This window comes from Roseibium sp. Sym1 (genome assembly GCF_027359675.1).
In the GTDB taxonomy this organism is placed as follows: domain Bacteria; phylum Pseudomonadota; class Alphaproteobacteria; order Rhizobiales; family Stappiaceae; genus Roseibium.
Window position 1 is genome coordinate 4,690,269 of the sequence record NZ_CP114786.1, and the last position, 13,293, is coordinate 4,703,561.

11 protein-coding genes are annotated in these 13,293 nt (G+C 61.3%); 5 read left to right on the forward strand and 6 right to left on the reverse strand.

Features of this window, described 5'->3' with window-relative positions; translation table 11 throughout:
- Positions 1 to 12: 12 nt before the first annotated feature.
- Positions 13 to 1,144 (forward strand): peptide chain release factor 2 gene (gene prfB / locus O6760_RS21450; RefSeq protein ID WP_269581721.1). Its coding sequence is split into 2 segments (ribosomal slippage): positions 13 to 81 and positions 83 to 1,144, totalling 1,131 coding nucleotides; the frame shifts between segments, so codons are not numbered across the junction.
- A gap of 62 nt (positions 1,145 to 1,206) precedes the next feature.
- Here prfB and O6760_RS21455 read toward each other — a convergent pair.
- The 3 genes from O6760_RS21455 to O6760_RS21465 form a co-directional block, all read right to left on the reverse strand.
- Positions 1,207 to 2,481, reverse strand: coding sequence for a M23 family metallopeptidase (locus tag O6760_RS21455; protein ID WP_269581722.1), 1,275 nt, complete (start codon positions 2,479 to 2,481; stop codon positions 1,207 to 1,209).
- A gap of 168 nt (positions 2,482 to 2,649) precedes the next feature.
- Entirely contained in the window at positions 2,650 to 3,486 is an 837-nt protein-coding gene (locus O6760_RS21460; protein WP_269581723.1) for a ferritin-like domain-containing protein, read from the reverse strand.
- A gap of 27 nt (positions 3,487 to 3,513) precedes the next feature.
- Complete coding sequence (locus O6760_RS21465) at positions 3,514 to 3,981, reverse strand: peroxiredoxin (RefSeq protein ID WP_269586330.1); 468 nt, start codon at positions 3,979 to 3,981, stop codon at positions 3,514 to 3,516.
- Between the two features lie 248 nt (positions 3,982 to 4,229).
- On the opposite strand from O6760_RS21465, the gene O6760_RS21470 reads away from it, so the two are divergent.
- Complete coding sequence (locus O6760_RS21470) at positions 4,230 to 7,475, forward strand: AsmA-like C-terminal domain-containing protein (protein ID WP_269581724.1); 3,246 nt, start codon at positions 4,230 to 4,232, stop codon at positions 7,473 to 7,475.
- 55 nt (positions 7,476 to 7,530) lie between these two features.
- Here the strand turns inward: O6760_RS21470 and tyrS are convergent, their stop codons facing one another.
- The 3 genes from tyrS to O6760_RS21485 form a co-directional block, all read right to left on the reverse strand.
- Complete coding sequence (gene tyrS, locus O6760_RS21475) at positions 7,531 to 8,784, reverse strand: tyrosine--tRNA ligase (protein WP_269581725.1); 1,254 nt, start codon at positions 8,782 to 8,784, stop codon at positions 7,531 to 7,533.
- 165 nt (positions 8,785 to 8,949) lie between these two features.
- Positions 8,950 to 9,828 carry a DUF4396 domain-containing protein gene (locus O6760_RS21480; protein WP_269581726.1) on the reverse strand — a complete coding sequence of 293 codons (879 nt, stop codon included), beginning with the start codon at positions 9,826 to 9,828 and terminating at the stop codon, positions 8,950 to 8,952.
- Between the two features lie 75 nt (positions 9,829 to 9,903).
- On the reverse strand, positions 9,904 to 10,107 hold the full coding sequence (locus O6760_RS21485; RefSeq protein WP_269581727.1) for a hypothetical protein: 204 nt from the start codon (positions 10,105 to 10,107) through the stop codon (positions 9,904 to 9,906).
- 169 nt (positions 10,108 to 10,276) lie between these two features.
- On the opposite strand from O6760_RS21485, the gene O6760_RS21490 reads away from it, so the two are divergent.
- The 3 genes from O6760_RS21490 to O6760_RS21500 all read left to right on the forward strand — a co-directional run bounded on the left by O6760_RS21490 (position 10,277) and on the right by O6760_RS21500 (position 13,275).
- A complete protein-coding gene (locus O6760_RS21490) occupies positions 10,277 to 10,549 on the forward strand; it encodes a tyrosyl-tRNA synthetase (protein ID WP_269581728.1) in 273 nt (90 codons plus the stop codon).
- 113 nt (positions 10,550 to 10,662) lie between these two features.
- Complete coding sequence (locus tag O6760_RS21495) at positions 10,663 to 11,712, forward strand: DmpA family aminopeptidase (protein WP_269581729.1); 1,050 nt, start codon at positions 10,663 to 10,665, stop codon at positions 11,710 to 11,712.
- A gap of 351 nt (positions 11,713 to 12,063) precedes the next feature.
- Positions 12,064 to 13,275, forward strand: coding sequence for a hypothetical protein (locus O6760_RS21500; protein ID WP_269581730.1), 1,212 nt, complete (start codon positions 12,064 to 12,066; stop codon positions 13,273 to 13,275).
- The last annotated feature ends 18 nt before the right edge of the window (positions 13,276 to 13,293 follow it).

A 13,293-nucleotide genomic window follows, 5' to 3' on the forward strand; every position in this document is an offset into this window, starting at 1 on the left:
GCGAGGTATCCGATGCGCGCCGAAATGGAAGCGATCGTCGATGAAATCAAGCAGGCCATAAGCCTGCTGAGGAGGCATCTTTGACTGGGACCAGGCTCTTGTCCGTCTGGACGAACTGAATGCCCTGTCGGAGGATCCCGACCTCTGGAACGATCCGGGCAAAGCGCAGAAGCTGATGCGCGAACGCCAGCAGCTTGATGACGGTATCAGCGGCGTCAGGGAGCTGGAACAGGATCTGTCCGACAATGTCGAGCTGATCGAACTCGGCGAAATGGAAGACGACAAGTCCGTTGTCGAGGACGCGGAGGCGGCGCTGCGCGGCCTGAAGGACAAGGTCAACAAGCTTCAGCTCCAGTCCCTCCTTTCCGGCGAGGCCGACGCAAACGATACCTATCTTGAAATCAACTCCGGCGCGGGTGGCACGGAAAGCCAGGACTGGGCTTCTATGCTGTTGCGCATGTATCGCCGCTGGGCCGAGAAACATGGCTTCAAGGTCGAGGTGCTGGAATACCACGACGGCGAAGAAGCGGGCATCAAGTCGGCGACTCTGCTGATCAAGGGCGAAAACGCCTATGGCTGGCTGAAGACCGAATCCGGTGTTCACCGGCTGGTACGGATCTCGCCCTATGACAGCAACGCCCGCCGTCATACCAGCTTCTCCAGCGCCTGGGTCTATCCGGTGATCGACGACAGCATCGAAATCGATGTGAACGAAAGCGATTGCCGTATCGATACCTACCGGGCCTCCGGTGCGGGCGGACAGCACGTCAACACGACGGATTCGGCCGTGCGTATCACGCACCAGCCGACCGGGATCGTGGTCCAGTGCCAGTCGGAGCGTTCGCAACACAAGAACCGGGCAACCGCCTGGGGCATGCTGAAGGCGCGGCTCTACGAAGCCGAGCTGAAAAAGCGGGAGGAAGCGGCCAATGCAGAGGCGGCTTCCAAGACCGACATCGGCTGGGGACACCAGATCCGCTCCTACGTCCTGCAGCCCTATCAGCTGGTCAAGGACCTGCGCACGGGGGTCGAAAGCACGTCGCCGGGCGATGTGCTGGACGGAGACCTTGATGCGTTCATGGAAGCGGCGCTGGCCCAAAGGGTTTTTGGCGGCGACCCCGTCGAGGTGGAAGACGTCGAATAGGGTGCTGGTTCAGGACAAACGAAAACGGGGCCGATCGGCCCCGTTCTTGTTTCTGTGGCGGTTCAAAGGGAAAGCTCGGCCAGCTTGTCTCCGGCGGCCAGGAAGGCCGCGGGGTTGCTGGGCTTTTCATGCCTGCGGATTTCGTAGTGCAGATGCGGGCCGGTGGACCGTCCCGTCGATCCGACATTTCCGATCAGATCGCCGGCAAGAACATGGTCGCCCGCGGAGACCTGGATGCGGCTGAGGTGGGCGTATCGCGTGACAAAGCCGTTGGCGTGGCGGATCTCGACCATCTTGCCGTAACCGCCGTGGCGTTCAGCGCTCAGGATTGTTCCGGGAGCAGTGGCAAACACACGGGCGCCGTAGGGGGCCTTGAAGTCGATGCCGGTGTGCAGGGCCAGTTGCCCCAGGAAGGGGTCAACACGCGGACCGTAGCTGCTGGAAACGGATCCGTTGCGGATCGGCCGCTTCACAGGCAGGCGCAGCGCGGTGAATTTGACCCGGCGCAACGCCGTCAGTGCCACCCTGGCGCGTTCAAGGCGGTCCGGAAAGTTTTCTTCCGTAATCGGCTGGAAGGGGCCGCCAATGGCAGTCTGCTCCCGTAGCGCTTTGTTGACGCCCGGTGTGATTGAGCTGGTGATCCCGAGGATCTCGTCAATACGGCTTTCCGTTGCGACGGTGATCGCGTCTACCGCGGCGGTGCTTTCCACATCCATCGCTGAAATATGGGCCTTTACCGCGTCGAGTGCGGCCTGTTTTTCAGAGTTTTTTTTTAGGCCCTGCGGCACGCCGTCCCTGCCGGAAATCGGTTGCTGCAGGACCGTCAGGGGATCGAAAGACTTGCTGTTGCCGTCGCGCAGTCCAAGAGCCTTGACCGGCTCCTCAATCAGCTGGCTCTCGCCGCCGATGGCCGTGGCATCGTCGCCGTCGAGAGACGCCAGTCCGCGGGCATCCAGAGACGGCTTTTGCGGCGGGAGCGGCTTGTCGTTGCTCAGGTAGATGCCGACGCTCTCGGCGCGGGCAACAAGGTCGGCGACAATGGCGTGGCGTTGGTTGAGATCCTGCTGACGCCGCAGAACATCCATGACCTGGATCTCGACTGTTTCCCTGTCGACCATCTGCCGGCTGGTGAGCGTCTCGATTTCCGCGCGCAGGCGGTCGATATGATCCTGGTATTCCAGAACCAGCTCGGTCCGTTCGGCGCTTGCTTCCGCGATGATGTCGCCGCGAAGCACGTAATATCCGATAGAGCCGGCAATGGTGAGTGTCGCCGCCACGCATGCCAGCGCGCCGCCCGCCAGATGCATCGGCCGCATGTTGTAGGTCGTCGTTTTCACGTCTGTCCGGGCCTCCGCTTGCTTGGGAGCCGCGGTAGGTGCCCGGTAGGGTCGCGTCGATTCTTGGCGCTGTCGCATGGTCACTCAGTCACTGCCTGCATTCTGCAAAAGAACTGAGTCTGATTAGAATTTGGTAAGGTTAATAATTCGTCTTCACGGTGCCGGAAATTACCCGACGATCGGTGCAAGAGGTTTGTAAAAACCGGGGGTTAGTCCCGCTTCGGAACGCGCGCGATCGTTGAAGGGAGGCTTGAGCGCTCCGCGAAAGTGGCGTCGCACAAAGCCATGGAATGCCGGTTCCGGTCTGTTTCCCTGACGGTCGCACAGAAAACGGAACCACTTGGCGCCGAAGGCAACGTGGTTCTTCTCGTCCCTGTAGATGATGTCGAGGCATTTTGCGGTCTGCTCGTCACCGATCGCGCGCGCCTTTTCGATCATGGGCGGTGTGATGTCGAGGCCGCGCGCCTCAAGGACCAGCGGAATGATGGCCAGGCGGGCCGCAAGGTCATGCCCCGTATCCTGTGCCGCCTGCCACAGGCCGTCATGGGCGGGCAGGTCGCCATAGGTGGCGCCGAGCTGTGCCAGCCTTTCCTGTAGCATGGCAAAATGCTTGGCTTCCTCCAGTCCGACACGCACCCAGTCGTCATAATAGGACCTCGGCAGACGCACGTGGGCGAATCGGCCGACCAGATCCCAGGTCAGGTCGACGGCGTTCAGCTCGATATGTGCCAGGGAGTGAATCAGCGCAAGACGTCCGGCCTGTCCCCGCAGGCTGCGCTTGGGCATGTCCCGCGGCGCCCGCAATTCCGGCCTGTCCGGACGCCCCGGACGGTCCGGCATGGCGCCGTCCAGGGAGGGAGTGCCCAGGGCAAGGTCGCGTTGAAACCAGGCCTTGGAAACGGCGTAGGCAAGACGAACCTTCTCGGCCGTGTCCGGGGAGCGCACGATGGCGCGGGCCCCGGCCACAAGGCTTGCCGGTATTTTGGCTGTTGCAGTGTCAGACATCTGTCCCCAACTGTTCACGGCAGGCGCTCAGAGCGCGCGGACGGCCTCGAGAACGGTCTCGGCATGTCCGGGCACCTTCACCTTGCGCCAAATCTGCGAAATTCTCCCGTCGGCACCGACCAGGAAGGTCGAGCGTTCCACACCCATGTATTTCCTGCCATACATCGACTTCTCAACCCAGACGCCGTAGGCCTCGGCCGTCGCTTTCTCGGTGTCGGCACCCAGGCGAATCGCGAGGTTGTGCTTGGCCGCGAACTTGTCGTGTTTGGCGGCCGTATCCGGCGAAAGCCCTATGACGGTGGCTCCGGCTTTTGCGAACTCATCGGCCAGGCCCGTGAAGGCGATCGCTTCCTTGGTGCATCCCGGAGTGTCGTCCTTGGGATAGAAATAGACGACCACGGGTTTTCCTATCAGGGCACTCAGACACACGCGTGCGCCGCCATTGCCCTCAAGATCGAAATCCGGTGCGATATCTCCGACTGTCAATTCCCCCATCATGCCTTCCTTCTGTCAAAGTTTGTGCGTTAATGCCGGTATCCGGCCGCTTATCGGCTTGCTGCTGTCGCTTTTCATGATGCTTTCGCAGTATCATGAATTGGCACGCTCGACTCGTTCAACGATGCCAAGGGTTAGCCCGGAGCCCCGTTTAGAATCAAACTGAAGCGCCTGCTATACGAAGCAGGCAGAAAAGTGGATTGACGTATTTGCCACAAGGCGGCGAAGCAGAAAAAACGGTTCGAGCAATGCCGCAGAAGCGCAAGCGCCTGCGACTGATTGCCGTTGCAGTCCTGCTTTGCATGGTGGCAGGAGTTGTTGCCTTGTTCGCGTCCGGGCCCGTGCGGGTCCCGATGCTCGGCAGTCTGCTCGCGCTTCAGGGAACACGCGGGCCTGTCACGCTTGAGATCGCGCAGGCCAGCCTCGACTTCACCGCGCCCGACGGAATCAATGTCCTTGTCGAAGGCGTGCAGGCGGACATCGACGGTCCGTCGCCCGTTCGCATCAGCCTGCCGAAGATATTGGCCCCGCTTGATCGTGACGCCCTCCTGTCCGGACGGGTCCATTTCTCCTGGCTTGACCTGGAAGAACCGCACGTGAAGGTGGTTCTGGACGGCCGGTCCGCCAAGGTTCCGGAGATGGAACCGCTCATGGAGGCTGTTGACCGTGTGAGCGATGTCATCGACGACCAGTTTGCCCGGCGCGCCCTGCGGTTCGTGCGCATCAGAAGCGCGTCCGTGGAACTTGCCGGCGCGTCCCCCAGGCGGTTCAAAGGCATAGACGCGGATATCTTTCGGGGAGATAACCGAACGATCCGGGCCTTTGCCAAGGTTTCCGGAAACGTTTCGACCTGGCGGATGGAATTGGCCCGCAGCGCTCCGGAGGATGCGCGGCAGAAAAATATCGGCGTCGTGGTCAACGGAATCACGCTTGCCGAATTGCTTGGGCCGGAGGCGCGTCTCGTACAGGGCAAGGGACTTGGCCTGCCCGCGTCGGCAAAGATCGAAAGCCGGCTCAGCAAGGACGGAAAGTTCCTCTCGGCCAATGCCGTTGCCCGCGTGCGCAACGGCTGGTTCCAGATGGGCAAGACGCTGGTTGCCTTTGACGATGCCGCCCTGTCGCTGGTGTTTCGGCGGGGACAAGGTGAAATCGAAATCACGCGGTCGCATGTCATTCGCGGCAACACGCGTGTCTTTTTCACTGGAGTGCTCGCGCCGGCGAAGGATGACAGCGGCGAATGGCAGATCAGCCTGGACACGGAACACCCCCAATTCGGGTCCTCCGACGTCGCGGAAGCGCCTCAGATGATGGACGGAATCCAGGTTCGAGGGCGTTTCGACCCACAAGACAGATTGTTGTCCGTCGACAGGTTTACGGCCAGGTCCGGCAAGGCGGTGGCGCATGGAGTGGCTTACCTGCAATTCACGCCCGAGGGACCGTATCTCGCGATCGCCGCGGAAGGTGAGCAGATCCCGGTGGCGCTTGCCAAGCAGCTCTGGCCGATCACGCTCGTGCCGCCGGCGCGGCGCTGGATCAACGAGCGGGTCAAGGCTGGCCTGATCGAGACCCTGTCCTATACCGGTGCAATTCGACCGCCCGCGTTTGATCACCGCGACCCCGACGCGGGCTGGTCGGGCGATGACATGCGCCTGGACATGACTTTCACCGGCGGTGCCGTGGCGCCGATCGGCGATGTGCCGGAGATTTCCGGAGCGAGCGGGACCATGACGGTGAGGGACGAGACGCTGACCGTTCATGCCACGGCGGCATCCGCAAAAGCTGCCACCGGCGGCATGGTGCAGGTGCCGGAAACGGTTTTCAAGATTTTCAATTTGCCGTTGAGAGAGGGCAAGATTGCCGCTCTCACCACCAGAATTGAAGGGGAAGCCCTGGACCTTGGAGACCTTGTCAACCGGGCGCCGTTCAAGGTCCTGGATCGCGCAGGGCTGGAAAAGGGCGGCGTCCAGGGGGAGGGGCAACTCGATATCGAGGCGCGTTTCCCGCTTGGCAAGCAGATCGACCTGACGGATGTCGACTGGCGGGCGACCGGAGAACTGAAGAATTTTACCGACACCAATCCGATCATGGGACACACCGTGGCCAAAGCTGATGTCTCCCTGGAAGCAAACCGGGAGCAGGTCGCGATCATAGGAAAGGGTGTTCTTGACGGTCTGCGCGCCGATATCGATCTCGTGGTGCCGCTGGGTGAGTCCGGGATCGCGGCGCGGCAGGATGTCGTGGTCAGCGTCACGGCGGAGCAGCTTAAGGACAAGGGCATCGACCTGACGGCCTTCCTCGACGGGGGCATGACGTTGAGCGTTGCCAAGGCGGGTGACGGTCAGGAGTTCGTCATTGACCTGAAACAGACGGAGATGCATCTGCTCGCCCTCGGCTGGCAGAAGGCAAAAGGGGTTCCGGCCACGGCGTCCTTCAAGCTTCTCGAGACGGATGGTCAACGCAAGGTCACGGACTTCAAGCTCGTTTCCGAAGGGGTGGATGTCACAGGTTACATGAACCTCTCCGCAGCCGGTGATCTGGTCAGGGCCGAATTCGATACGTTCAAGCTGCGTCCGGGCGACGATGTCGAGGTCGATATCCAGAGAGCCTCCGACGGCCGTTACGACATCATCTTTGCCGGGCCGTCCTTTGACAGCCGGGGCCTGATCCGCAGCTTGCGCAGCCCGGGCGGCAGCAAGGGGGCCGGAGACTTTTCGGGCGGCGCCAGGATCGCGGCGACAATCGACCGGGTGATCGGCTTCAACAACCAGTCCATCGACAAGTTCACCGGCCATGTCGAGACGGGGGCCAAGGGCCTGGTTTCCGCGGACCTGAAAGGGAAGGTAAACGACCGTTCCAATTTCGAATTTGTCGTCACCGAGCAGAACGGCACCCAGACCGCGAATGGACGCTTCGCCAACACGGGCGCGACACTTCGGTTCCTCGACCTCTACGAGCGCATGCGCGGGGGAACGGGATCGCTCAGCGTTGCCATGGCGGATGAAGACAGCTGGGTCGGCGATTTCAACGTGCGGTCCCTGCGCATCACCGAGGACCCGGCGATCAGGCGGATTCGCGAGCGTGACAACCGGTCCAATCTCAATCCTGACGGCTCGGTTGTCCGTGCCCGTGGCGAAACGGGAAGCGCTTCCTTTGACACGCTCGATATCAGTTTTTCCCGGGACGGCGACCTGATGACGATCAGCCGGGGGGCTTTAAGAGGCAACGCGCTTGGCGGTACGGTCAGCGGAACCGTCGACCTGGATCAGCAGACGCTGAACCTGACCGGCACGTTCGTTCCGATCTATGCGATCAACAACTTCTTTGCCAAGATCCCGCTTCTGGGATTTGCCCTTGGAGGCAATTCGGGTGAAGGCCTGATTGGCGTCACCTACCGGTTGTCGGGATCGGTGTCGGATCCGGACCTGTCGGTCAATCCGATTTCGGCGATCGCGCCGGGAATCTTCCGCAAGATGTTCGAATTTCAACCCAATTGAACGAAAAAGCCGGGCAGTGCCCGACTTCCTGGTCCTTGCGCTGAAAGGCAGCCGGTCAGACCGGTTTCAACAGCACGTGTTTCTTCTTGCCCAGGGACAGCTTGATGATGCCGTCATCCGTCAGATCGGCCGGGGTCAGCTGGCGCTTGTCGTTCTGTTCGCCCTTGTCGTTGACCCTGACGGCGCCGCCCTTGATGTTGCGGCGGACATCACCGTTGGAGGCACACAGGCCCGCGGTGACAAAAGCGGACAGCACGCCCAGTCCGGCCTCGAGATCCGCCGCGGCAATCTCGACTGTTGGCAGTCCTTCCGCCGACTGGCCTTCCTCAAACGCCTTGCGGGCGGTTTCTGCAGCAGCCTCTGCCTTGTCCCGGCCGTGGATCAGCGCGGTCGCCTCGGTTGCCAGGATCTTCTTCGCCTCGTTGACTTCGGAGCCCTGGAGGGCGGCCAGACGGGCAATCTCGTCCATGGGCAGAACCGTGAACAGTTTCAGGAACCGCTCGACATCGGCATCCTCGGTGTTGCGCCAGTACTGCCAGTAATCATAGGCCGACAGCTGTTCCTCGTTGAGCCAGACTGCGCCGGCGGCGGTCTTGCCCATCTTGGCACCGGAGGAGGTTGTCAGCAGCGGGGAGGTGAGCGCGAAGGCCTCGACCTCTTCCAGTCGGCGGACAAGGTCCGTACCGGACAGAATGTTGCCCCACTGGTCCGAGCCGCCCATCTGCAGGCGGCAGCCGGTGCGCCGGTAGAGTTCCAGGTAGTCGTAGCCCTGGAGCAGCATGTAGTTGAATTCGAGGAAGGACAGGTGTTGCTCGCGTTCCAGGCGCAAGCGGACCGAATCCCGCTGGATCATCTGGTTGACGGAGAAATGCCGGCCGATCTCGCGCAGGAAATCGACATAATTCAGCTTCAGGAGCCAGTCGGCATTGTCGAGCATCATGGCGTCGGTCGGTCCGTCGCCGAAGGTGAGCAGCTTCTCGAAAACCTTGCGGATGCCGGCCTTGTTCTCCTCGATGAGGTCCTCGGTCAGCATCTTGCGCGACTCGTCCTTGCCCGACGGGTCGCCGACACGGGTGGTGCCGCCGCCCATGAGGGCAATCGGCCGGTGGCCGGTCTTCTGGAACCAGTGCAGCATCATGATCGGCACGAGCGAACCGGCATGAAGGCTCGGTGCCGTGCAATCGAATCCGATATAGGCGGTCACTGTTTCCCTTGCACACAGGTCGTCGAGGCCCTTCGGGTCCGAGATCTGATGAATGAAACCGCGCTCGGTGAGAACGTTTAGAAAGTCCGATTTGAACTCGCTCATGCCTGCCTGTCCGTTGTTTTTGCCTGGTGGCCTACTTGGCGAAGTGCTCTAGCGCGTGCAGCCGGGCTTGTAAATTGCTGCGGATCGGAAAACAGGAGGCTCTGCTTCAGTTCGCTGTTGGAACCGTGATGGACGGCGAGGTTTCAAGCGGAGCCTGGGATCAGGTCAAAACGAAATCGGCACAAAGATGCTCGTAACAAAGCCCGCCGCGGCCAGAATGGCGAAGGAGACCACGATCAGCACGATCTGCACGGGAAGGGACAGTTTCCGCATTTCCATTTTGCCGTGTCCTGCGTGCATTGTCCCTTCGGAGCCGTGATGCTGCATGTTGCCTGTCATGCCTTCATGCAGCGCGGCTTCAGGTGACCTGTGCCCGAGATCCAGGGCATCCTTGCCGGGCAGGGTCATGCAGCCATGCTTGAGGTGCGAAGCGACCAGCCAGTGGTTGACCGGGTACGCCGCCGCGAGGCCGACGATCGAGGCAAGGCTCATCCGGAACCAGAATTCAGCCGCCAGAGGGTCTTCCGAGTCCGGCCAAAAGCTGCTCAGGATTATCATGGTCGGCAGCATGCCGGCCATGACGCAGTTCATGGACACGGTTTCCGCGAAGAAGGTCTTTCGGACGGCCTTCCAATAGTCGCCTTCAAACATGCCGCGCATCATCAGGGCCTGGAAAATGAACAGGCCGCAGACGAAGCCGGCGCCATATTCAAGCACAGCGTCCCAGCCGTTTGTCAGCCCGAGCAGGGGAACTATGGCGGCCGCGATCACGATGCCGGTGGCGTCTCCCGCAAGGCAATGCATCTCGCTGTTGATGGCCTGTTTCCAGGTCCTGTTGGTGAAACGGTCGTGCCCTCCGGGAAAAGGGCGCCGGCAAGTCAACAGGTAGAGGAAACACCCGACCGGCCCGGTATAGGCGACAACCAGTATCCAGGCGAGCCGCTGCACCCAACTGGTGACGCCGTTGGCGAGGGAATCCCACAGAACAAAAATCAGGCTGGCCGCCGTCAGGGCGAACCAGACAATCATGGCACCTTGCAACATCTGTTTCTCCCCGGATCTGCCGGCCGGTGACGCCGACGGTACAGTGCGTTCAGCTGTCTTCAGGCGCGGTCTGCGTCAGGAGTCTCGCACCTTGATGCAGAGAAACTTCAGTTCGCTTTGCTCCCAGGCGAGCCGCATCCCGTCGGAAAGCGTGCGCGGCACCGCTTCCGAAAGCGCCGCCTCACATGCGTCTTCACTTTCAAACGTTCCCTGATCCGCCACGGCCCAGGAATTGGGGCCCGAGAGCAATTGTATGGAAACGGCCATGATCACCCACATGGGAAACTCCCTTTAATCCCTTCGCCCAGACACGCTCCGGTCCCTTCCTAGCACAACCATGGGAAAGTGACCCAACGTGATTACGGTCACAGTGGGCGTCTTCGTCATTGTGTAGGTTACTTTCATCAGCGGTGAGGATCCCGCTGTCAACCAACAGAGAGGACCCGATATGTTCCGCAAGTTTGCAATCGCCACCGTCGCCGTCGCCACACTGGCAACCGCTGCCGTCACCATCGCTCCGAATGAAGCCCACGCCAAGAACCGCCGCGCAGGCGCAATCGCGGCCGGTGCCATCATCGGTCTTGCCGCCGGCGCCATCATCGCCAACCAGGCCCGCCCGCGCTACTATGCGCCCGTGCGCTGCAGCTATCGGCCGGTGACCCGCTGGGACCCCTATTACGGCCGTCACGTGGTCGTCGCGCACCGCAAGGTCTGCTACTGATCCTGCTGTCATGCACCGATAACGAATTGGCCTCCTTCGGGAGGCTTTTTCGTTTGCATGAACGACAATCCATCCTATCAAAACGGGCTCAGGTCTCTCTTTCCAGGTGCCCCATGTCCGCAAAGCCTCTCTCACCGTCCAGATCCGCGGGCCTTGTCTGCGGTTCGCTTCGAGCCGGTCCGAGCAATTCCATTTCCGACGTTGACGGGATCACCGTCGGTCACTGCACCTTGGACAAGGGAAGTCTCAGAACCGGATTTACCGCAATCCTGCCTCATCAGGGCAATCTCTTCCGCGACAAGCCGGTTGCGGCGGTTGAGGTGATCAACGGTTTCGGCAAGAGCGCCGGCCTTGTTCAGGTCGACGAACTGGGCACGCTCGAGACGCCGATCCTCTTGACCAACACCTTTGGCGTCGGGACAGGCGTCAATGTCCTGATCAGACGGGCTGTTTCTGAAAACCCGGAGATCGGCCGCTCGACCGGCACCGTCAATCCTGTTGTCCTTGAATGCAATGACGGTTATTTGAGCGACATTCAGGCGATGGCCCTTTCGGAGGAGGATGCTGAGACCGCTCTTGCGGCGGCTTCACCGGACTTTGAACAGGGCAGTGTCGGCGCAGGGACCGGCATGAGCGCGTTCGGTTTCAAGGGCGGCATCGGCACCGCCTCCCGCATATTCGAGCTGGATGGCCGCGTGTTCTCGCTCGGGGCCCTGGTTCTGGCCAATTTCGGAAGGCCAGGCGACTTGATCCTGCCGGACGGACGCAGGGCGCATCCCAAGGGAGAGAGGCAAGGCGAAGAGCGCGGCTCGGTGATCGTCGTTCTGGCCACGGACGTTTCCCTAGAAAGCCGCCAGCTGAAACGGATTGCAAGACGTGCCGGCGCCGGCCTTGCCAGGCTCGGAGCCTTTTATGGCAATGGCAGCGGTGATATCGCCCTGGCATTTTCAACCGGGCGGCGGCTGCCTCATTTTGGGGAGTGCGATTTCATCGCTTGCGATATTCTTAAGGAGGGCAGGATCGATGTCCTGTTCCAGGCTGCCGCCGAGACCACCCAGGAAGCCGTTCTGAACGCGATGATCGCCGCGCCCGCCATGCGCGGCTGGCGGCGGAGCAAGCGGCCCTCGCTCGCAGACTGGCTCGAAGAGAACGGGCGGTGCTGAAGGCAGGCTTCGGCAAAAGGGCCTTGTCCGGGCCGCAAAAGCCGACAGGAGAGCGGCAAGGTTCCAACGGCAAAAGAGCCAACAAGGATCTCCGGTCAATTGAAGCGACCGCCTTTGGTTGTCGTCTTTTCGGAATACCTACTTTCGAGGGTGGGAAAAGCTTGTGCCGGCCGGTCTTTCAAGATCTCTGATCCCGTTTTTCCGTTTTCCGGTCCAGTGATGACTTGAAAGACGCGGTCGACATGTTGCATGACAGGAGCCTGTGGCCTGTTGAAACCGAGAGCCGGTTTCCTTCGCCAAGGGTACGCATCCGGCCGGGTTTGGAGACAGGAGATTGAGATCAAAAAGGAATTGAAGCGTCTGGTCTTCTATTTTCCAGGCTATGATCTGCGTCCTGCACGTCAAACCTTCCACCTTATCCGCACGGAATTCGAAAGCTTTCTGAACATCAGAAACGTCGACGGTGCCCTAAGCCCTCTCACCGAGAGCCTGGAACCCGGCGGATCCACGGTCACCTGGAACGGCCAGGTGACATGGCCGGACGGCAAGGTCGAGACACGTTTCGTGCAACTGGGCTGGCGGGATATCATCAAGCCCGACTTTCAACGGTCGTGGCCGCGTACCCTGTTCGATGCCGTCGCATCCATTTTCAGATACGCCCGCGCCGGCGGCTATCAGGCTGTCTTCCGAAGCAACTGGGCGCACGGGATATTCTGTCTATACCCGGCCGTCGGACTTCTTCTCTACGCGATGGCCTGTCTGGTGCCGCCGGTTCTCATGGCTTCCACCGTCCTGCGCGGTATGGCGGCTTTGGTGCCGCAAGAATATGCGGGTCTCGTCTCCTGGACCGTTCTGCTCGGAGGCAGCGCACTGTGGATGGCGGCGGTCCATATGCTGGTGTCCTGGCTGGAGCCAAGATCCTATTTCCGTTATCTGGTCAACAGCTGGCACTTCATTGCCCGGCTCGCGCGACACGATCATGCCAGCATGCTGGCGCGGATCGAGGAGTGCGCCGACCTTATCGTGGCAAAAGCGAAGCAGGCGGACGAGGACGAAGAGCTGGTGTTCGTCTCGCACAGCTGCGGCACCTTCGTGGCGATCTATATTCTCGCAGCGGTCCTGCGCCGGGACCCGGACATCGGCCGCCGGCCGGGAGGCTTCGCATTTGTCACGCTCGGGCCCGCCTTCGACTGCCTCGGTGGTTACGGTGCGGAGCACGGGTTCGGCGAGGCGATGGCGGCCGTTGCCGGGTCCGGGGTCGACTGGACGGATCTCTATTCCCCCCATGATCCCATTTGCGGCGGGCGAACGCCCCCGGTGGCGCGCTATGCGCTGCCCGCACGGGGAAGCGGCGGAAGACCGGAGCCCAGGCGGTTCAGCGTGTGCATCCCCGACCGGATGTCCGCGCAGAGATACCGCTACCTGCGCTACCGGTTCTTTCAACTTCATTTTTGCTATTTTCTCGCGTCCGTGCGTCCCGGGCTGTTTGATTTCTACAGGCTGACCCTTGGTCCGAAGAGGGCCGTCCCGCAGCTCGAGGCCTGGGCGAAGGGCCAGGACTGATCTTCAGTTGGGAACGTG